This is a genomic window from Kitasatospora sp. NPDC029312 (assembly GCF_055569215.1).
Genome location: NZ_JBVHXY010000067.1, coordinates 13,868 through 34,011, shown reverse-complemented (window position 1 = coordinate 34,011; position 20,144 = coordinate 13,868). Strand labels below are relative to the sequence as shown.

Genomic DNA, 20,144 nt, shown 5'->3' with positions numbered 1-20,144 from the left:
GGAGAAACCTTCCCCCCCCCCCCCCCCCACGGCCCCCCCCCGACCCCCCCCCCCCCCCCCCCCCCCCCCCCCCCCCCCCCCCCGGCCCCCTGCACCGACGCCCACCGCCGCGCCACCGTGCCGCCGCGCCCCCGGCAACCACCGCACCCCCCGACCCGTCCCAGACAGTGCACACGCCGCGCCGCCCAGGGAAATCCGACCACGCCCGCCCCGACCCGGGGCAGACTGGCCGCCGGGGGCCGACGCGGCAAGACGGCGCGAGGCGGTACGCGCCGCACCGGACGCGAACGAAGGGGTTGCGCATGGACGATCAACAGAGCAGTCACACCGGGCCGTCGGAGCCGCCGGCCGTGCCGGCCCACCCGTCGGTGCTGGACTCCGTCGTCGTGTACGCCGAGGGCGCGGTGTGCCGCCGCCGGGCCACCGTCCCGGTCCCGCCCGACGGACGGCTGCGGCTGACCGGCCTGCCCGACGCGTTGGACGGCACGTCGCTGCGCGCCCGGGTGGTCGCCGGACCGGCCGGCGCCGCGGTCACCGAGGCCCGCCTCGAACTCACCGCCGAGCTCCGCGATCCGAACGAACTGCATTCCCTCCGCCGGGAGTTGGACGAGGCGATGGAGCGCCAGAGCGCGCTGAACGAGCGCCGCCGACTGGTCCTGGCCGCGATCGACGAGACCACCGCACTGCGCGCCGTCCCGCCGCAACGCCGCCGCGACGAGCCACTGCGCCGCACGCCCGCCGAGGCCTGGCTGGAGCTCGCCGACTTCGTCGACGAACGGCTGGCCCGGCTCCAGGAGCGCGCCGAGCAGCTCACCCGGGAGATCGAACTCGCCGACCACGAGCGCGAGTTGGCCGCCGACCGGCTGGACAGGGCGTCCACCGCCGACCGCGCCGAGCCGGTCGGGACCGCCACCACCGTGCTGCTCACCGTGCACACCGCAGGCCCCGACCCGACCGACCCCGACCACCCCGCCGACCCGACCAACGGCGACCACCCGACCGCCGCCACCCACCCCACCACCCCGGGACAGCTCGACCTCGAGCTGGAGTACGGCGTCCCCACCGCCCGCTGGGTGCCCGCCTACCGCCTCTCCTACCGCACCGGCTCCGACGCCGCCCACCTCGTGCTGCGGGCCGCCGTGGCCCAGCACACCGGCGAGGACTGGACGGGCGTCCGCCTCGCCCTGTCCACCGCCGACCTCGACCGCCGCACCGACCTGCCGAAGCTCAGCTCGCTGCGGATCGGCCGCAGCCAGCCCGCCCCGCCGCCCTCCGGCTGGCGCGAGCCCCCGGCCGGGCTGTCCGACCTGTTCACCGGCTACGACGCGGCCGCCGCCTCCCGTCCCGCACCCCGGCACACCGCCCCGCTCCCGGTGTCCGCCCCCGTCCCGGCCGGGGCCACCCGCACGGCCGGACGCACCGCGGGCGGCCCCGCCGGCGCCCGCCCATTCGGCTCCCACCAGGAGCTGCTCGCGCACGAGGCGCACCCCGCGGACAAGCCGCACGAGCCGCACGGGGTGTACGAACCACACGAAGCGGACCAGGCCCCGCCCGCCGGCCCCTACGGCGGCGGAGGCTCGCTGAGCGTCCAGGAGCCGGCCCCCTGGCCGCCCCAGGGACCGGTCCCCGCACCCCCGCCACCCGGCTTCGCCGGCTACGGCACCCAGCCCGCACCGCCCGTCCAGCCCGCACCGTCCGCCCCGCCCGTCCCCGCCGCACCGATGCGCTACGCCAAGGCCTCCACACCGGCGCCCCAGGCCCCCGGCGACGCCCCGCCGGCGGAGGCCCGTCGGACGCGCGGCCGCGGCCTTCACCCCACCCCGCCGCCGGTCACCGGCTTCACCCCCGACGCCGCCCTGCTCGACTACCCCGCCCTGCTCCTGGCCGGCCCCGACGCCCCCGCCGGCCGCCGCGGCACCCTGCGCCCGGACCCCGCGCGGGCGGAGCGCGAGGAGCTGGGCCGGTTCCTCCCCGGCGGCCCCGAGGGCGCCCGGGTCCGCGACCTCGCCCTCCCCCGCCACGCCGTCCCGCCCCGCGCGTCGGCCGGCTCCTTCGACTACCGCTTCGACGCCGTCGCCCCCGCCGACATCCCGTCCGACGGCACCTGGCACACCGTCACCGTGGACGAGATCCCGCTGTCCGTCCGTCCGGAGTACGTCACCGTCCCGGCCGTCGAGGAGAAGGTGTACGCGACCCTGGCGCTCACCAACCGCACCGACCGCGCCGTGCTGGCCGGCCCGGTCGAGGTCACGGTGGACGACGAGTTCCTGCTCACCGCCGCCCTGCCCACCCTCGCCCCGGGCGGCGTCCGCAGCCTGGGCATCGGCGTCACCGAGGGCATCGAGGTGGCGCGCCGCACCGAGCTGCGCGAGTCCGCCACGGGCATGCTGAAGGGCAACAGCACCGTGCTCGACCACCGGGTGCACGTCCAGCTGGCGAACCGGCTGGCCCGCACCGTCACCGTGGAGGTCCGCGAGCGCGTGCCGGTCACCTCGGACGCCGAGATCCGGATCGAGGAGCACGGCGACTGGCACGCCCCGACCGTGCCGACGCCGGAGTGCCCGCCCAGCACCCGGCTCTGGCGGGTCGACCTCCCGCCGGGCGGCCGCAGCGAGCTGGACGGCGGCTACCAGATCAAGATCCCGGCCGGAAAGGCCATCGTCGGCGGAAACCGGAGGAACTGACAGATGACCGGAGAAACGACCCCCCTCCCCGTCACCGCCGTCACCTGCCTGGAGGACCGCGCCCAGGTCGAGCGCACGGCGACCGTCGAGCTCGCCGGGGGCGTCCAGCGGCTGCGCCTGGGCCCGCTCACCGCCCTCGCCGTGGACCGCACCCTGCGCGCCGAGACGACCGCGCCCGGCACCCGGGTGCTGGAGGCCCGACTGGTCCGCACCTGGGCCCCGCGCGCCCCGCTGCCGCCCGGTCCGCAGGACTCCGCGCTGCGACACCGGCTGCACGCGCTGGAGGCCGAAGCCCGCCTCGCCGACCAGACCCGCGCCCGGCTGGAGGCCCGCCTCGCCCTACTCGCCCAGCTGAGCGCCGACCTGCTGCGCGAGATCGGCGAGGGCGCCGGCGTCGGCGAGATCGAGCGCACCCGCTGGTCCCGCGAGCTGGACCGGGTGGACGCCGAGCGCGAGCGCTACGGCGAGGAACTGCGCGCCACCCGCTCCCGGCTGCGCCGGCTGGACCAGGAGCGCTCCCAGGCACTGATCGCCCTGGACGAGGCCGAGGAGGAGCCGGCCGAGCTGGTCGCCCACCTGGAGCTGGCCGTCGAGGCCGAACGGCCCGGCCCGACCGGGCTGACCGTCAGCCATCTGGTGCCCTGCGCGCTCTGGCGCCCCTCCTACCGCGCCACCCTGGACGGGGGCGGCCTGCGCCTGGAGTCGGAGGCGGTGGTCTGGCAGCGGACCGGCGAGGACTGGACCGACGCCCGGCTCACCTTCTCCACCGCCCGCTCCGCCCTCGCCACCGATCCGCCCGCGCTCGCCGAGGACGTGCTGACGCTGCGCGAGCGCACCGACGAGGAGCGCCGCACGGTGGAGGTGGAGCTGCGCGAGGAGGCGATCAGCACCCTCGGGCCGGCCGCCGCCGTCCCGGGGCTGGACGACGGCGGCGAGGTGCGGGTGCTGGCCGCCCCCGCCCCGGCCACCGTCCCCTCCGACGGCCGGGCGCACAAGGTCCCGCTGGGCGCCTTCACCGGCCCGGCGAGCAGCCAGTACGTCTGCGCGCCGGAGCTGTCCCCCCTGGTCACCCGGGTGGTCCGGTTCCGCAACACGGCCGGGCACCCGCTGCTGGCCGGCCCGGTGGAGCTGGTCCGTGGCAGCGGCTTCACCGGCCGGGGCGAGCTGCGCTTCACCGCCGCCGGGGCCGAGGCCGAGCTGTCCTTCGGGAGCTCGGACGGCTACCGGGTGGTCCGCGAGACCGAGGAGCGCCGGGCCGCCGCCGCCCTGACCGGCCGCCAGACCACCACCCGGACCGTCCGGCTGCACCTGTCCCGCTTCTCCGGCCCGGAGGAGCACGACGAGCAGGTGGTCGCGGTGCGCGAGCGGGTGCCGGTCTCCGAGGTCTCCGCGGTCGAGGTGCGGCTGCGCAAGGAGGAGTGCTCGCCGGCGCCGGACTCCTTCGACGCCGAGGGCATCGTCCGCTGGGACGTCCCGCTCGGCCCGGGCGCCCGCCGCACCCTCACCCTGGTGTACGAGGTCTCGGCCTCCGCCAAGGTGGCGGGTCTGTGACGTCCGCCACCTCGTGACGACCGCTCAGGAAGGAAACGGGTACAAAAGGAACATGATCCTCCATCTCGCTCCCCTGGACGACTGGCTGACCGACCCCGGCCGACCGTACGCCGCCGCGTCACTGCTCACCGACGGGTTCATCCACTGCTCCGCGGACGAGCAGACGGCACTCGCCGTGGCCAACGCCTTCTTCACCGACGCCCCCGACCCGCTGATGGCACTGCTGATCGAGGAGTCGCTGGTGGAGCCGATGGTCAAGTGGGAGGCCCCGCACGGCGCACCACCGCCCGGAGCCACCCCCGGCATCCTCTTCCCGCACATCTACGGCCGGCTGAACCGTTCCGCCGTGGTCGGCCTGGAGAAGGTCGAACGCGGCCCGGACGGCCGCTGGATCTCGCTCAGCCCCTGGAGCTGACCGGCTCCGGTTCGCTCACAGCCACCCCCGCTCCCGGGCCGCCATTCCGGCCTGGAAGCGGGTGGTGGCGCCCAGCGAACGCATCAGGCTCTGCAGCCGCCGCTGGGTGGTCCGGGCGCTCCAGCCCAGCGCGCGGGCGATCGACTCGTCGGTCAGCCCCGCCGCCAGCAGGCCCAGCAGCTTGCGGTGGTCGGCCTCCGGCTCCAGCGAGGCCTCCCCGGCGCCGATCGCGGCCTGCAGCGGCACCGCCCGTTCCCACTCCGCCTCGAACAGCGTGTCCAGTGCCTGAAGCAGTGCCGAGGGGTGGATCACGTACGCGGCGTCCAGCACGCTGTCACCGACGCTGATCGGGATGATCGCCATCCGGTCATCCGAGATGATCATCTTCATCGGCAGGGTCGGCCGCACCCGGGCCTCCTCGCCGTCCGCGACGCCGACGAAGATGTTCTTCTCCAGCCGCCCGGGCCAGGCCACCGCCTCCCGGTCGTAGACGGTCCGGAACTTCAGCCCCTCCCGCAGCCGCCGCCGCTGCAACGTCATCGGCGCCACCGGGTCCTGGATGTACGGCGGGCGGTCGAAGCCGCGCACCTGGTACTGGCTGCTCCCGGTGATGTGCTCCAGCCGCTGGGCGATCGCCTCGCCGCCGGTGAGCACCTCCACCGAGTGCGCCGGGTCGGTGTAGCGGGAGGCCTCCCGGAAGGCGTCCATCAGCCGGTGCATCTCCGCCCGGGCCTGCCGCAGTTCGGACTCCCGGTGGCCGATCAGGGTCCCGATCGCCACGTCCGGGGCCACCGGCAGGTAGCGCTGCCGGTCCACCGGCGCACGGGTCGCCATGCCCTGCTGGGCCAGCCGGTCCAGCGCGCGCACGCTCTGCTGGGCCGTCAGGCCGCAGCTCTCGGCCAGTTCCTCCGCGGTGGACTGCGGACTGGCCACCAGGGCCGCGTAGACCCGCCCGTCCGGCTCGGCCAGCCCCAACGGGCCGAGGGCCTGACCGGCTGACCGTCCCAGTACTGCATCGGACACGACGCCGTCTCCCCCTGTTCGCCCCGTACACCCCACCGGCACGCGCCCTGGCGCAGTCCCGCCACGGGGCGGACGGTGGTCCGGTGGCCATCCTCGGCCACGGATCATGGCGCTGACAAGGCCGTGACCAGGGCTTGCGTTCCGGCTCACACCCGAATGCCCGGAGGGTCCCCCGCCACCACGGGCGGGGGACCCTCCGACGAACGACCGGTGGAGACCGAAGGCCTACAGGCCGACCTCGTGCATCAGCTGACCGACCTCGGGGTTGGTCAGCCGGCGCAGCCAGCCCGACTTCTGGTCGCCGAGCGCGATCGGGCCGAAGTGGGTGCGCACCAGCTTCTCGACCGGGAAGCCGACCTCGGCCAGCATCCGGCGCACGATGTGCTTCCGGCCCTCGTGCAGGGTCACCTCGACCAGGTAGTTCTTGCCGACGTTGGAGATGACCTTGAAGCTGTCGGCGCGCGCGAAGCCGTCCTCCAGCTCCACGCCCTGCGCCAGCCGCCGACCCAGGTCACGCGGGATCGGGCCCTGGATGGCGGCCAGGTAGGTCTTGGTCACGCCGTAGCGCGGGTGGGTGAGGCGGTGGGCCAGCTCACCGTGGTTGGTGAGCAGGATGATGCCCTCGGTCTCGGTGTCCAGGCGGCCGACGTGGAACAGCCGGGTCTCCCGGTTGGTCACGTAGTCGCCCAGGCACTGCCGCCCGTCCGGGTCCTCCATGGTGGAGACCACGCCGGCCGGCTTGTTGAGCGCGAAGAACAGGTACGACTGGGTGGCGACGGTCAGGCCGTCGACCTTGATCTCGTCGTTGTCCGGGTCGACCCGCTTGCCCTGCTCGGTGACGCGCTTGCCGTTGACCTCGACGCGGCCCTGCTCGATCAGCTCCTCGCAGGCCCGGCGGCTGCCGACGCCCGCCCGGGCCAGCACCTTCTGCAGGCGCTCGCCCTCGGGCTCGCCGAAGGTCTTGGGCAGCTTGACGGCCGGCTTGTCGTGCCGGGCGAGCACGGCGTCCTCGATCTTGGCCTGCAGCTCGCGCGAGCGCTGCGGCTGGCGGCGCGGGTCGCCCGGGGCGCCCTGGCCCTCACGGCGCGGACGCGGGGCCGGGCCGGGGCGCCGGCCGGTGTAGCCGCCGCGCGCCGGGGTGGCGTTCGGGCCGCCGCCGAACTCCGGGCGGTCGTACCTGCGCTCCTCGGGCCGCAGCGGGCGGTCCGGGAAGCGGCGGTCGTCCCGCCGGTCGTCCCGCCGGTCGTCCCGCCCGTACGAGCCGCCGCGCGAACCCGCGCCGGAGCCCGAGGCGCCACGCGAACCGCCGCTGTAGGAGCCGCCCCGCGAGCCGGAGCCCGCGCCGGAGCCCGAGCCGCCACCGTACGAGCCGCCCCGCGAGCCCGCGCCGGAGCCCGAGCCGCCGCCGTACGAACCCCCGCGCGAGCCCGAGCCGGCGCGGCCGCTGCCGCCACCGTAGGAGCCGCCCCGGCCCCCGCCCTGTCCGCCGCGACCGCTGCCGCCGCCGCTGCTGTTCCTGCCGTTGCCACTGCTACGCATCAAAGTGTCCGTACGTCGTTACCGTCTGGGATGTGCGGTCGTTTCGGCCGACCTCACCTCTCCCCTACCGATCGTGCGCTGCCCGACCGGCCTCGCCACTGCCGTCCGCAGCCTGCGCGGCAGCGACGGCGACCGCGTCCGCGATCATCGTGCCCTCCAGGGACTCCGCTTCCACGTCGTCGACCTCGGGCAGGAAGGGAGCGAGCTCCGGCAGCTCGTCCAAGCCGCGGAGCCCCATCCGTTCCAGGAAGTAGTTCGTCGTCCGATACAGGATCGCACCTGTTTCGGGCTCGGATCCGGCCTCTTCCACCAGTCCTCGCTGTACCAGGGTACGCATCACGCCGTCACAGTTCACACCACGGACGGCGGAAACCCGCGATCTGGAGACCGGCTGCCGGTACGCGACCACCGCCAGGGTCTCCAGCGCGGCCTGGGTCAGCCGCGCCTGCTGGCCGTCCAGCAGGAAGCGGTCGACCGCCCCGGCGCAAGTGCCGCGGCTGTAGAACCGCCAGCCGCCGGCCACCAGCCGCAGGTCGAAGCCCCGGCCGGCCGCCTCGTACTCGGCGGACAGCTCGCGCAGCGCACCGGCCACCTCGGCCCGCGGCCGCTCCAGCACGCCGGCCAGCCGCTCCTCGGTGACCGGCTCGTCGACGACCATCAGGATCGCCTCCAGCTCGGCCCGCAGCCCGGGCCCCGCCGGCTCCCCGGGTTCCTCCGGCCGCTCCCGCCCGTCCAGACCGTCCAGGCCGTCCAGGCCGACCGGCTCCTCCGGCAGGCCGGACCCCGGCCCGGCCGACTTCTGGTGCACCACCCGCGGCCCGGGGTCCACCACGGGCACCACGGGCACCACGGGCACCCCCGGCTCCGGCAGCAGCTCGAAGGCCGGTTCCAGCCACTCCTGCGCCCTCGGCTGCCCCGGCAGGCCGAGCGGGCGGCGCACGGGCCGTCCGCCGTCGTTCCCGGCACTCATCGCCGCCGGTCCTCCTTCGCCTCGTCCTCGTCCGCGGCCCCGCCCGGGGGCCGGTCGAACTCGTCCGTCACCTCGACCGCGCCCCGGCCCTCCTCGGCCACCCAGCGCACCCGCAGCTCCCCGAGCGCCTCCGGCTGCTCGAAGGCGAGCACCCGCTCCCGGTACAGCTCCAGCAGGGCCAGGAAGCGGGCGACCACCACCAGGGTGTCCGGCGCGTCCGCGACCAGCTGCCGGAAGGTGGCCTCCCCCAGCCCGGTGAGCAGGTCGACCACCAGCCCGGCCTGCTCGCGCACGCTGACCGGCGGGCTGTGGATGTGGTCCACGTAGACGACGGGCTTCGGTTTGGGCTCCATCGCCTTGGCGGCGAGCCGGGCCAGCCCCTCCGGCCCGATGGTGATCACCACCTCGGGCAGCAGTTCCGCGTGCCGGGGCTCCAGACCGACCGTCCGCGGCCGCCGCAGCAGCTCGGCCGCCCACCGCTCGCCGAACACCGCTGCGGCCCGCTTGTACGCCCGGTACTGCAGCAGCCGCGCGAACAGCAGGTCCCGCGCCTCCAGCAGGGCGAGGTCCTCCTCGTCCTCGACCTCGGCCGCGGGCAGCAGCCGGGCGGCCTTGAGGTCCAGCAGGGTGGCGGCCACCACCAGGAACTCGGTCGCCGCGTCCAGGTCCCAGTCCGGCCCCATCGCCCGGATGTGCGCCATGAACTCGTCCGTCACCGTGGCCAGCGCCACCTCGGTGACGTCCAGCTTGTGCTTGGCGATCAGGCTGAGCAGCAGGTCGAAGGGGCCTTCGAAGTTCTCCAGTCGGACGTGGAAACCGCCCCGGGGCTCGTCCTCGGTCGGGTTCACGGCGGTGGCGGCTGCGGTGGCGGCTGGTTCGGCGGTGCTCGGCATGACGGTCCATCTTCACCCGCCCGCGGCGCCGACCCGCCCTGCGGCCCGCCGACACGCCGTCGGCAGCCCGAGGCCCCGGCCGTCGACGGGCGACGCGCCCGACACCCACTGCCCGGCGCCCGCTGCCCGACATCCGGTGCCCAATGCCCGGTGCCCAGTGCCCGTAGGGCGGGCCCTACCGGCCGCGCAGCCGCCGGACCAGGATCGAGGCCTCGCCGCGCTGCTCAAGGTCCGCCAGGACGACCGCGATGGCCTCCCGGACGATCCGCCCACGGTCCACGGCCAGTCCGTGTTCGCCGCGCAGCACCAGCCGGGTGTGCTCGAGGTCCATGAGCTCCTCGGCGGAGACGTACACGGTGATCTTCTCGTCGTGCCGCTCGCGTCCGCTCGGGCGGCGCGGTGCGCGGCCCCGCGGCCGGGCGCGCCCGGCGGCACCGGTCTGCTCCTCGGCGGCGCCCGCGTGCGTCCGGGCCGGCGGGGCGCCCCGGCCGCCGGACGCGCCGTTGGCGGCCGATCCGGCGCCCTGGTCCCCGGCGGGCCGCTGCACGGGCGGCTGCGCGGGCGACGGCACCGCGGCGGCCGACTGCTGCTCCTGCGACGCCCGCCGGTCGTCCTGGACACCGTGGGCGCCCTCGGCGCCGTCCGTGCCGTTGACGGTCCGCGCGGTCTCCGGTCTGGATGCCTCGACGGCCGGACGCGGCGCGAGGGACGGCGACAGCGCCATCCCGCCGGTGGTCCGGAACAGCTCGTCGGCACCCGGGAGACTCACTCGGCGGGGCGGCACCGGTCGAGCACCTCCCTGGCGAGCTGGCGGTAGGCGGCGGCCCCGACCGAGTTGGTGGCGTACGTGGTGATGGGCTCACCGGCGACGGTGGTCTCCGGGAAGCGCACGGTCCGCCCGATGACGGTGTGGAAGACGTGCTCGCCGAACGCCTCGACGACCCGCGCCAGCACCTCACGGCTGTGCACGGTGCGCGAGTCGTACATGGTCGCGAGGATGCCGTCCAGACGCAGCTCGGGGTTGAGCCGCTCGCACACCTTCTCGATGGTCTCGGTCAGCAGCGCGACACCGCGCAGCGCGAAGAACTCGCACTCCAGCGGCACGATCACGCTGTGAGCGGCCGTCAGCGCATTGACCGTCAGCAGGCCCAGCGAGGGCTGGCAGTCGATGATGACGTAGTCGTAGTCGGGCAGCAGCGGCTTCAGGGCGCGCGCCAGCGCGGACTCCCGGGCCACCTCGCTGACCAGCTGCACCTCGGCGGCGGAGAGGTCGATGTTGGAGGGCAGCAGGTCCATGCCCGGGACGGCGGTCTTCAGCAGCACCTCGTCGGCCGTCAGGCCCCGCTCCATGAGGAGGTTGTAGACGGTGACGTCCAGCTCCATGGGGTTGACGCCGAGGCCGACCGACAGGGCGCCCTGCGGGTCGAAGTCGACGAGCAGCACCCGGCGGCCGTACTCGGCCAGCGCCGCGCCCAGGTTGATGGTCGACGTGGTCTTGCCGACGCCGCCCTTCTGGTTGCACATGGCGATGATCTGGGCGGGGCCGTGCTCGGCGACCGGCGCGGGGATCGGGAAGTACGGCAGCGGACGGCCGGTCGGGCCGACCCGCTCGCGGCGCTGGCGCGCGGCGTCGGGGGCCAGCGTGGCGGCGTACTCCGGGTCCGGCTCGTACTCGGCGTCCGGGTCGTCGTAGGCGCCGTAGGCGAACTCGCCGTAGGCCAGGCCGTAGGCCGCCAAGTCGGCGTCGTGATCGGTCACCGTGGTCACCTGTGCTGTGTTCTGGCGTGCTTCGAAAGTGCGGAGTGCGACCGAGCCGACCTCGGCCGAGCCCACGGAGGGCTGCCGGGCCCCGGGCTCCTCACTCGGCTGGCCGGCGGTGTGCTCCGCCAGTCCTGGCTGACCACCCCCGGGAGCAATTGTCGACTCATTCACAAGTCGTCTTACCTCCTTGGGCATCCAGGACTCTATGTCGATTCGTCAGCGTGGCAGCATGCCGACGGTTTGCGACTCTAGGCCGTTCAAGGCGTTCGCAGCAACACAATCCACGGTAGTGGGCACGATGTGTCGACTATCGGGCGGGCTGCTGTCAAGGGATGAGTGGGCCTATGACCCTAACGTTTCCGCGGTCGGTTGACCCCACCCGCGGGAATTGACGACAGAGCGACCCGCCCGGTCCGCCGACCGTTCACGGGCACGGCGAAGCCCCCGACCTGAAGGAATCGGGTCGGGGGCGAACGACCGCCGTGCGGTCAGGGAGATCAGGCGAGCACGCTGTCCAGCGTGACCGACTCCAGGCCGAAGGCGTCGGCCACGGCCGGGAAGGTGATCTGGCCCTCGTGCACGTTGAGGCCCTTGGCGAGCGCCGAGTCGCGGCGCAGCGCCTCCTTCCACCCGCGGTTCGCCAGCTCGATGACGTACGGCAGGGTGGCGTTGGTGAGCGCGTAGGTGGAGGTGTTCGGGACGGCGCCCGGCATGTTGGCGACGCAGTAGAAGACCGAGTCGTGGACCTGGAAGGTCGGGTCGTCGTGCGTGGTCGGGCGCGAGTCCTCGAAGCAGCCGCCCTGGTCGATGGCGATGTCGACGAGCACGGAGCCCGGCTTCATGCGGGAGACCAGCTCGTTGGTGACCAGCTTCGGCGCCTTGGCGCCCGGGATCAGCACGGCGCCGATGACCAGGTCGGCGTCCAGGACGGCCTTCTCCAGCTCGAAGGAGTTGGACATGATGGCCTTGATCTTGGTGCCGAAGATGCGGTCGGCCTCGCGCAGCTTGTTGATGTCGCGGTCGAGCAGGGTCACCTCGTAGCCCATGCCGATGGCGATGGTGGCCGCGTGCCAACCGGAGACGCCACCGCCGATGACGACGGCCTTGGCCGGGTGGGTGCCGGGCACGCCGCCGGGCAGCACGCCGCGGCCGCCGGCCGGGCGCATCAGGTGGTACGAGCCGACCTGCGGGGCCAGTCGGCCCGCGACCTCGGACATGGGGGCGAGCAGCGGCAGCGCGCCGTTGCCCAGCTGCACCGTCTCGTACGCGATGGCGGTGGTGCCCGAGGCGATCAGCGCGTCGGTGCCGGCCCGGTCGGCCGCCAGGTGCAGGTACGTGAAGAGGGTCTGCCCCTTGCGCAGCCGGTGGTACTCGGAGGCGATGGGCTCCTTGACCTTCAGCAGCAGGTCGGCGGTGGCCCACACCTCGTCGGCGGTGGGGAGGATGGTGGCGCCGGCGGCCACGTACTCCTCGTTGGGGATCGAGGAGCCGAGACCGGCGTTGTCCTCGATGTAGACCTCGTGTCCGTTGCGGACCAGCTCATGCACGCCGGCGGGCGTGATGGCCACGCGGTACTCGTGGTTCTTGACCTCGCGGGGGATGCCGACCTTCACGGCTAAACACGTCCTCTTGCCATGGGGGTCCCGACCGGAGAAGACCGGTGGGCGACGCGCACGTGGGGAAGCCTCCGGGCAGCCCGGGGCAGGGGATCGCTGCGCGACTGAGTTCGAGTGTAATGAAGCCCAGGCGGCGTGTCAGCCTTCCAAATCGAATAATTTCGCCGAACACATTGGCAGGTTCGTAGGCTTCCACCGGCTACTACCTGCCATAGCTGCTACAACCGGGCACTTCCGACGATACCTCTGAAACCGCTGTCACCACCCGGCGTCGACGCGTTCCCGCAGGTCCGCGAGGGCCGCCCCGACGGCCTCCCGCCCGGGTTCGTCGCCGATCCGGCGCAGCAGTGCCAGCGCCGCCCGGTACTCCCGTTCGGCCTCGTCGAAGCGGCGCTGCGCGGTGTGCGCCTCGGCGATCCGGGCCAGCAGCCGGGCCTCGGCCGCATGGTCGCCGAGCGACTGCCGCAGGCCGAGCGCCCGCCCGTACCAGTCGGCGGCGCGAATCGCGTCGCCGAGCGCCCGGTGGCAGCCGGCCGCGCCCTCCAGGGCCCGGGCGCAGAGCGGCTCGTCCCCGGCCGTGCGGGCGTGTTCCAGGGCGGCCCGGTAGTGCGCGGCGGCCTGCTCCCACCGGCCCGCCGTGGCCTGGAGGTCCCCCAGGTTGAGCAGCGCGGCCGAGGCCCGGCGGGGGCGACCGTTGCGCTCGGCCACGGTGAGCACCAGCTCGTGCAGCCGGTAGAGGTCGGCGGGGGCGGCGGCGCCGGTCAGCGGCAGCGACCGCAGCAGGGCGGTGACCAGCCGCCCGGCCGAGCCGTCCAGGTCACCTTGGCCGATCGCGTCGGCCACCGCGCCGAGCAGCAGCTCGCGCTCACCGAGCAGCCAGTCCCGGGCGTGCGCGGCGGAGGTCAGCCGCAGGGCGGCGGGCAGCGGCTCGGGCGCCGGACCGCCGCCGGACGGGTCGAGCAGGGCGCGGGCCGACTCGGTGAGCCGGACCAGCCGCTCCAGCAGCCGGGCCCGGGCGAGCTCGGTCTCGGCGGGCCGGTCCTCCCGCTCGCGCAGCCGGACCAGCCGCGGGTAGAGCCTCCCGGGCACCCGGTAGCGCGGGGTGCCGTCGGCGGCCGGGGCCTCCTCGCCGAGCAGTTCCCGCTCGGCGAGCGCGGCCAGCGTCGCGGCGGCCTCCGGAGCCGGGCAGCCGACCAGGGCGGAGGCGGTGCGCGGGTCGGCGGTCTGCGCCGGGGCCAGGGTCAGGGTGCGCAGCATCCGCGCCTGGGCGGCCGGCAGGGTCCGGTAGACCAGGGTGAAGGCGCCGATCAGCGGGTCGCTGTCGGGGACGGGCACCGGTTCGGCCGGCTCCGGCCCCGGCTTGACCCAGGTCGACGGGTCGCCGGCCGGCTCGGGTGCGGCGGCGGCCTCCGCGGCCCGGTCCTCCGCCGGCTGCTGCGGGCCCTCCTTCTTCCTGGCGGCTTCGGCGGCGGCCCTGGCTCTGGCCGCCTTGGCCGCCTTGCCGGTCCGGCCGGCCTTGCCCGCCCCGCCGCCCGCGGCCGCCGACTCCTCCTCGACCACCCGGGCCAGTTCCCGCGCCGCGTCCGTGACCGCGGTCTTCGGATTGCCGCGCAGCCATCCAGCCATCAGCCGCAGGGCGGCCGGCCGGGCCGCACAGGCCTCGGCCAGGTCGGCCCCGCCGACCGGATCGCAGGAGATCCGGGTGCCGCCGACCAGATCGGCCAGCAGTTCGCCGGAGGCCTGCCGGTCCAGGCCGCCGAGGATCACCGGGTCGATGTCCTCGATCCCGGTGAGCGGTCCGGCCGTGGTGGCCAGCACCAGACAGCCGGGCTCCTCGGCCAGCAGCGGCCACACCTGGCCCGCGTCCCGCACGTCGTCCAGCACCAGCAGGACCCGCAGCCCCGCCAGCGCCTCCCGCAGCGCGGTGCAACCCGGCTCGTCGCGCCCGTCCGCCACGATCCCGGGCAGCGGTACGGCGGCCTGCGGGTCGAGCTGCTCCAGCAGCAGTCTGGCCGCCCGGCCCGGCGGCACCCGCCCGCCGTCGGGGGCGGACAGCCGGGCGAACAGCACGCCGTCCGGGTAGTCGGCCGCGACGGTGCGGGCGAAGCGGACGGCGAGGGCGGTCCGTCCGGAGCCGGGGCGCCCGGCCACCACCAGCACCGGGCAGCGGCCGCTCACCGGACGGGCCGCGGCGGCCCGGAGTGCGGCGAGCTCGGCCCGCCGCCCGACGAACAGCGCGGGCCCGGCGGGCAGCCGTTCCAAACCGGGGACGGCACCGACGCGCGCGTCCGTGCCGGGGTCCATCGTCGCCGTCTTCCTCGCCACCCGTGCCACTCCCGACGTCTTCCCGCGCCCGGCGTCCGGCTGGTCAGGTGCCGGCGCTCGGCGGAGGCGGCCCGGCACGGGCGCCCTCCCTGCGAAGCGTAGTTCGACCGTCCGGCCCGATAGAGGTGACATCCGGTCGTACGAACCGGCAAATCACCCCAAGGCATCAACCCGGGTCGTTCGCCCACGCCTCGGAGGGGGCTCGGGCCTCGGTTCGCTCACCCCTCGAAGGGGCGGGCCGGCCACGGCGCGTCCGGTCGGCGCAGCGCGTCCAGGCCGTCCGGGCCGGTGAGTGCGGCGTGCACGGCGAGGGTGCCGATGACCAGCGTGGGGTTGTGCAGCTGCCCGGCCTGGATCAGCCGGATCAGTTCGGGCACCGGAACCCAGGCGACCTCGATCTCCTGCTCCTCGCCCTCGGCCTCGTAGCGCTCGCCCTCGGCCGCCGACAGGTCGGTGGCCAGGAACATCCGCAGCGCCTCGTCGGTGCCGCCGGGCGAGGTGTAGTAGTCGACGAGGATCCGCCAGGTGTCGGCCTTGCAGTGCGCCTCCTCGAACAGCTCCCGCTGCGCGGCGCGCCACGGGTTCTCCCTGGGCACGTCGAGCAGGCCGGCCGGCAGCTCCCACAGCCGCTGGCGGACCGGATGGCGGTACTGCCGCAGGATCAGCACCCGCTGCTCGCCGTCCAGGGCGAGCACCGAGACCGAGCCGGGGTGGGTCTGGTAGTCGCGGCGGGCCCAGCTGCCGTCGGGCATCCGGACCTCCTCGCTGCGCACGCCGGTGACCTTGCCCTGGAACGGCGTCTCGCTCCCGCGGACCTCCCACTCCTCGGCCGTGTCGGTGATCACCAGGTCGCTCTGCTCGTCCATCGCTCTCCCCTTTTCGTCAGTACGACACAATCTAACGCCGGACGGCGGCCCCGCGGGAATCGCGGGGCCGCCGTCCGGTGAACGACCGAGGCCGAGGAGAGGAAAACTACTCGGAGACCGCGGTCTTGATGCCGATGGCGGCCTTGACCAGGCCCGCGAACAGCGGGTGCGGGCGGGTCGGGCGCGACTTCAGCTCCGGGTGGGCCTGGGTGGCCACCAGGTACGGGTGCACCTCGCGCGGGTACTCGACGTACTCGACCAGGTCGCCCTTGGGCGAGAGGCCGGAGAACACCAGGCCGGTCTTCTCGAGGTCGGCGCGGTAGGCGTTGTTGACCTCGTAGCGGTGGCGGTGGCGCTCCTCGACGTACTGCTCGCCGCCGTAGACCTCGCGCACGATGGAGCCCTCGGCGAGCTTGGCCGGGTACAGGCCCAGCCGCATGGTGCCGCCCAGGTCGCCCTTGCCGTCGACGATCGCCAGCTGCTCGGCCATGGTGGAGACGACCGGGTGCTTGGCGGCGGCGTCGAACTCGGTGGAGTTGGCCTCGGGCAGGCCGGCCAGGTTGCGGGCCGCCTCGATGACGACGCACTGCAGGCCCAGGCACAGGCCGAGCAGCGGGACCTTGTTCTCGCGGGCGAAGGTGATCGCGCCGACCTTGCCGTTGACGCCGCGGTCGCCGAAGCCGCCGGGGATGCAGATCGCGTCCACGTCACCCAGCTGCGCCCGGGCGCCCTCGGGGGTCTCGCAGTCGTCCGAGGTGACCCACTTGATCTCGACCCGGGCGTTGTTGGCGAAGCCGCCGGCGCGCAGCGCCTCGGTCACCGACAGGTAGGCGTCCGGCAGGTCGATGTACTTGCCGACCAGGGCGACCTTGACGATGTGCTGCGGCTCGTGGACGCGGCGCAGCAGGTCGTCCCAGGTGGTCCAGTCCACGTCGCGGAACGGCAGGTCGAGCCGGCGCACCACGTAGGCGTCCAGGCCCTCGCCGTGCAGCACCTTCGGGATGTCGTAGATCGACTTGGCGTCGATGGCCGCGACCACGGCCTCCTCGTCCACGTCGCACATCAGCGAGATCTTGCGCTTGATCGCCTGCGGGACCTCGCGGTCGGCGCGCAGCACGATGGCGTCCGGCTGGATGCCGATGTTGCGCAGCGCGGCCACGGAGTGCTGGGTGGGCTTGGTCTTGAGCTCGCCCGAGGGGCCGATGTACGGCAGCAGGGAGACGTGCACGAAGAACACGTTGTCCCGGCCGACCTCGTGGCGGACCTGGCGGACGGCCTCCAGGAAGGGCAGCGACTCGATGTCGCCGACGGTGCCGCCGACCTCGGTGATCACCACGTCGACGTCCTCGGTCGCCATCCGGCGGATCCGGGACTTGATCTCGTTGGTGATGTGCGGGATGACCTGGACGGTGTCGCCCAGGTACTCGCCGCGGCGCTCCTTGGCGATGACGGTCGAGTACACCTGGCCGGTGGTCACGTTCGCCGAGCCGTGCAGGTTGGTGTCCAGGAACCGCTCGTAGTGGCCGATGTCCAGGTCCGTCTCGGCGCCGTCGTCGGTCACGAAGACCTCGCCGTGCTGGAACGGGTTCATGGTGCCCGGGTCCACGTTGAGGTACGGGTCGAGCTTCTGCATCGTCACGCGCAGGCCGCGGGCCTTGAGCAGCGCGCCGAGGCTGGAGGCGGTGAGGCCCTTGCCGAGCGAAGAGGCGACACCCCCGGTGACGAAGAGGTGCTTGGTCGTCACGGCGCGGCCGTTCGCTACCTTGCCGGAATGGGGCTGTGCCAAGAGGGGGCTCCCGTGGGTCGCGTGTCGAAGGTGACGTGGGCGGGAGGCTCTCGGCTCGCCGGGCGACGGGAGGCCGGCTCTGTGCTCGGCGCTCGAAGGGTCGTCGGTTCGGCTGGTCCGGGGCGTTTGATCCCACCGGTCCACGGGATACCAGGGTATCAGTGACCCGACCGGGTCGCCGTTCGGGCCGCGCGCGGCGCTCCGGGAGCGTGCGCCCCGCGCACCACCGGCGCATCGTGCGCCGCATGAGTCACACCGGTCGCACCACCCCCCGGAGTGGGCCAGCCGGAAGCCTCCGTCCGGGCCATGCCGGCCCCTCCGTTACGGCCACCCGGAGGTGATCCTTCCGTGCCATCCTGCGCCCGGCCCCCGCGATGCACGGCATTTCCGCCGAATTGCGGCGCCACACGGGGCGGCGTCCGCGTGCTTCGCCCCTTTCGTCCGTCGTAAGCTGCACGGACGCATCGCGACAGCACGAGCACGCGGAGGGCGTGGGAGGGTCAGGGACACTCCCGGTCCCCGATGCGCGACCGGACCTCCCCGTTTCCAGCTCCTCCCCACCCACCTCAGGGGCTCGACCGAGCCCCGCGCGGACACTCCAGCAAGGCCCGCCACCACCCCCGGCGGACCGGACGTCCCGGGGTGGACCCCGGCCCCGCAGACCGCTCGCTCCCCCGTTCGCCGATGCCCTGACCACATTGCGAACTGGAGATCCACGTGGCCGGCCGTATCGAGGACTACGCACTCATCGGGGACATGCAGACCGCTGCCCTGGTCAGCAGGGACGGGGCGGTGGACTGGCTCTGCCTTCCCCGCTTCGACTCGCCGGCCGTGTTCGCCGGCCTGCTGGGCACCGATGAACACGGCTTCTGGCGGATCGGCCCGGCCGAAGCCGTCCTGACCGAGGTCCCCGCCCCCGCCGCCACGGCCGCCACCGCCGCGGGCCGGGTCCGCATCGCCACCCCCGCCGAGCTGCGCGTGCCCCCGCCCACCGCCGCCGCCCCCGCCGTGCCCGCCGACCGGCGCCGCTACCGGGGCGACTCGCTGATCCTCGAGCAGGAGTGGGACGCCCAGGGCGGCACCGTCCGGGTGATCGACTTCATGCCGCCGCGCCCGCTGGCCGGCAAGGACGCCGTCCCCCAGGTGATCCGGATCGTCGAGGGCGTGGCCGGCATCGTGCGGATGCGCTCGGCGCTGCGGATGCGCTTCTCGTACGGCCGCATCGTCCCCTGGGTGCACCGGATCGAGCAGGCCGACGGCACCCACCGCACCGTCGCCATGGCCGGCCCCGACTCGGTCTGGCTGGACGGCGACTCCGAGACCTACGGCCGCGACCTCACCACCTACGCCGACTTCACCGTCCGCGCGGGCGATCGGATCGCCTTCGCCCTCACCTGGCAGGCCTCCCACCTCGACCCGCCGGCCGTCCCGGACGCCGAGGCGATGCTCGACGCCACCGCCGACTTCTGGCACGAGTGGGCCGACCAGTGCACCTACCAGGGCCCCTACCGCGAGGCCGTGGTCCGCTCGCTGATCACCCTCAAGGGCCTCACCTACGCCCCCACCGGCGGCATCGTCGCCGCCCCCACCACCTCCCTGCCCGAGGACATCGGCGGCGAGCGCAACTGGGACTACCGCTACACCTGGCTGCGCGACGCCGCGATCACCCTCTCCTCACTGCTGCGCACCGGCTACCGCGAGGAGGCCAAGGCCTGGCGCGAGTGGCTGCTGCGCGCCGTCGCCGGGGACCCGGAGAACCTGCAGATCATGTACGGCATCGCCGGCGAGCGCGAGCTCACCGAGTCCTCGCTCGACTGGCTGCCCGGCTACGAGGGCTCCCAGCCCGTCCGGATCGGCAACGGCGCCGCCGGGCAGCTCCAGCTCGACGTCTACGGCGAGGTGGTCGAGGCGCTCCACCTGGCCCACATGACCGGCCTGGTCCGCAACGACCACGCCCACCACCTCCAGCTGCGCCTGATCGAGTACCTGGAGGACCACTGGCAGAACCCGGACGAGGGAATCTGGGAGGTCCGCGGCCCCCGCCGGCACTTCGTCCACTCCAAGGTGATGGCCTGGGTCGCCGTCGACCGCACCATCAAGCTGCTGGAACAGACCCCCGAGGACGCCCCCGCCGACGGCCACCTGGAGCGCTGGCGCGAACTGCGCGACACCATCCACCGGGACGTCTGCGACAAGGGCTACGACCCGGAGCGCAACACCTTCACCCAGTACTACGGCAGCCAGGAGCTGGACGCCTCGCTGCTGCTCATCCCGCAGGTCGGCTTCCTGCCGCCGGACGACAAGCGGGTGATCGGCACCATCGAGGCGATCCAGCGCGAGCTGTCCACCGAGGACGGCTTCGTGTTGCGCTACCCGACCCACGACGAGTCCGGCAACAACGTCGACGGCCTCTCAGGCCACGAGGGCGCCTTCCTGGCCTGCTCGTTCTGGCTGGCCGACGACCTCGCCATGATCGGCCGGGTGCAGGAGGCCCGCGAGCTGTTCGACCGGCTGCTGTCGCTGCGCAACGACCTCGGCCTCCTCGCCGAGGAGTGGGACCCGCGGCTCAAGCGCCAGGTCGGCAACTTCCCGCAGGCCTTCAGCCACGTCCCGCTGATCGACACCGCCCTGCGGCTGACCGCCTCCGGCGCCGCCTACCTGTCGGCCCAGCCGGACGGCCGGGCCGCCGACCGGGTCGAGCAGGCGACGGTCTAG

14 protein-coding genes are annotated in these 20,144 nt (G+C 74.3%); 4 read left to right on the top strand and 10 right to left on the bottom strand.

Annotated elements, in window-relative coordinates:
* Positions 1–302: 302 nt before the first annotated feature.
* From ACZ4WV_RS33850 to ACZ4WV_RS33840, 3 genes are read left to right on the top strand one after another with little or no spacing between them, the layout of a single operon-like run.
* Entirely contained in the window at positions 303–2,684 is a 2,382-nt protein-coding gene (locus tag ACZ4WV_RS33850; protein ID WP_465752673.1) for a DUF4139 domain-containing protein, read from the top strand.
* Positions 2,685–2,687: 3 nt separating this feature from the next.
* Positions 2,688–4,235, top strand: a complete 1,548-nt coding sequence (locus ACZ4WV_RS33845) for a mucoidy inhibitor MuiA family protein (protein ID WP_465752671.1) — start codon at positions 2,688–2,690, stop codon at positions 4,233–4,235.
* Positions 4,236–4,287: 52 nt separating this feature from the next.
* Positions 4,288–4,650, top strand: a complete 363-nt coding sequence (locus ACZ4WV_RS33840) for a DUF952 domain-containing protein (protein ID WP_465752669.1) — start codon at positions 4,288–4,290, stop codon at positions 4,648–4,650.
* Positions 4,651–4,665: 15 nt separating this feature from the next.
* Here the strand turns inward: ACZ4WV_RS33840 and ACZ4WV_RS33835 are convergent, their stop codons facing one another.
* The 10 genes from ACZ4WV_RS33835 to ACZ4WV_RS33790 all read right to left on the bottom strand — a co-directional run bounded on the left by ACZ4WV_RS33835 (position 4,666) and on the right by ACZ4WV_RS33790 (position 17,429).
* Positions 4,666–5,673 (bottom strand): helix-turn-helix domain-containing protein, encoded by a 1,008-nt coding sequence (locus tag ACZ4WV_RS33835; RefSeq protein WP_465752667.1) that lies wholly within the window; start codon positions 5,671–5,673, stop codon positions 4,666–4,668.
* Between the two features lie 225 nt (positions 5,674–5,898).
* Positions 5,899–7,212, bottom strand: coding sequence for a pseudouridine synthase (locus ACZ4WV_RS33830; RefSeq protein WP_465752665.1), 1,314 nt, complete (start codon positions 7,210–7,212; stop codon positions 5,899–5,901).
* Between the two features lie 64 nt (positions 7,213–7,276).
* Entirely contained in the window at positions 7,277–7,870 is a 594-nt protein-coding gene (gene scpB, locus ACZ4WV_RS33825; protein WP_465752682.1) for an SMC-Scp complex subunit ScpB, read from the bottom strand.
* Positions 7,871–8,178: 308 nt separating this feature from the next.
* Positions 8,179–9,075: a segregation and condensation protein A gene (locus ACZ4WV_RS33820; RefSeq protein ID WP_465752663.1), complete on the bottom strand. Its 897-nt coding sequence runs from the start codon at positions 9,073–9,075 to the stop codon at positions 8,179–8,181.
* Positions 9,076–9,250: 175 nt separating this feature from the next.
* The gene (locus tag ACZ4WV_RS33815; RefSeq protein ID WP_465752661.1) at positions 9,251–9,844 is read right to left on the bottom strand and encodes a hypothetical protein; all 594 of its coding nucleotides are present in this window, start codon (positions 9,842–9,844) and stop codon (positions 9,251–9,253) included.
* On the bottom strand, positions 9,841–10,908 hold the full coding sequence (locus ACZ4WV_RS33810; protein ID WP_030245868.1) for a ParA family protein: 1,068 nt from the start codon (positions 10,906–10,908) through the stop codon (positions 9,841–9,843). The genes ACZ4WV_RS33815 and ACZ4WV_RS33810 overlap by 4 nt, the downstream gene beginning before the upstream one ends.
* 425 nt (positions 10,909–11,333) lie before the next feature.
* Positions 11,334–12,449: an alanine dehydrogenase gene (gene ald / locus ACZ4WV_RS33805; RefSeq protein WP_465752659.1), complete on the bottom strand. Its 1,116-nt coding sequence runs from the start codon at positions 12,447–12,449 to the stop codon at positions 11,334–11,336.
* 261 nt (positions 12,450–12,710) lie between these two features.
* Positions 12,711–14,756: an AAA family ATPase gene (locus tag ACZ4WV_RS33800; protein ID WP_465752657.1), complete on the bottom strand. Its 2,046-nt coding sequence runs from the start codon at positions 14,754–14,756 to the stop codon at positions 12,711–12,713.
* 239 nt (positions 14,757–14,995) lie between these two features.
* Complete coding sequence (locus tag ACZ4WV_RS33795) at positions 14,996–15,643, bottom strand: NUDIX domain-containing protein (protein ID WP_465752654.1); 648 nt, start codon at positions 15,641–15,643, stop codon at positions 14,996–14,998.
* Between the two features lie 106 nt (positions 15,644–15,749).
* On the bottom strand, positions 15,750–17,429 hold the full coding sequence (locus ACZ4WV_RS33790; RefSeq protein WP_465752652.1) for a CTP synthase: 1,680 nt from the start codon (positions 17,427–17,429) through the stop codon (positions 15,750–15,752).
* 717 nt (positions 17,430–18,146) lie between these two features.
* On the opposite strand from ACZ4WV_RS33790, the gene ACZ4WV_RS33785 reads away from it, so the two are divergent.
* Positions 18,147–20,144: a glycoside hydrolase family 15 protein gene (locus tag ACZ4WV_RS33785; RefSeq protein WP_465752650.1), complete on the top strand. Its 1,998-nt coding sequence runs from the start codon at positions 18,147–18,149 to the stop codon at positions 20,142–20,144.

Excerpts from the sequence above, each read along its gene's own strand:
- ACZ4WV_RS33840 (WP_465752669.1), top strand. The coding sequence starts at position 4,288 with ATGATCCTCCATCTCGCTCCCCTGGACGACTGGCTGACCGACCCCGGC.
- ACZ4WV_RS33800 (WP_465752657.1), bottom strand. The coding sequence starts at position 14,756 with ATGGACCCCGGCACGGACGCGCGCGTCGGTGCCGTCCCCGGTTTGGAA.
- ACZ4WV_RS33820 (WP_465752663.1), bottom strand. The coding sequence starts at position 9,075 with ATGCCGAGCACCGCCGAACCAGCCGCCACCGCAGCCGCCACCGCCGTG.
- ACZ4WV_RS33850 (WP_465752673.1), top strand. The coding sequence starts at position 303 with ATGGACGATCAACAGAGCAGTCACACCGGGCCGTCGGAGCCGCCGGCC.
- ACZ4WV_RS33795 (WP_465752654.1), bottom strand. The coding sequence starts at position 15,643 with ATGGACGAGCAGAGCGACCTGGTGATCACCGACACGGCCGAGGAGTGG.
- scpB (WP_465752682.1), bottom strand. The coding sequence starts at position 7,870 with ATGGTCGTCGACGAGCCGGTCACCGAGGAGCGGCTGGCCGGCGTGCTG.
- ACZ4WV_RS33830 (WP_465752665.1), bottom strand. The coding sequence starts at position 7,212 with ATGCGTAGCAGTGGCAACGGCAGGAACAGCAGCGGCGGCGGCAGCGGT.
- ACZ4WV_RS33845 (WP_465752671.1), top strand. The coding sequence starts at position 2,688 with ATGACCGGAGAAACGACCCCCCTCCCCGTCACCGCCGTCACCTGCCTG.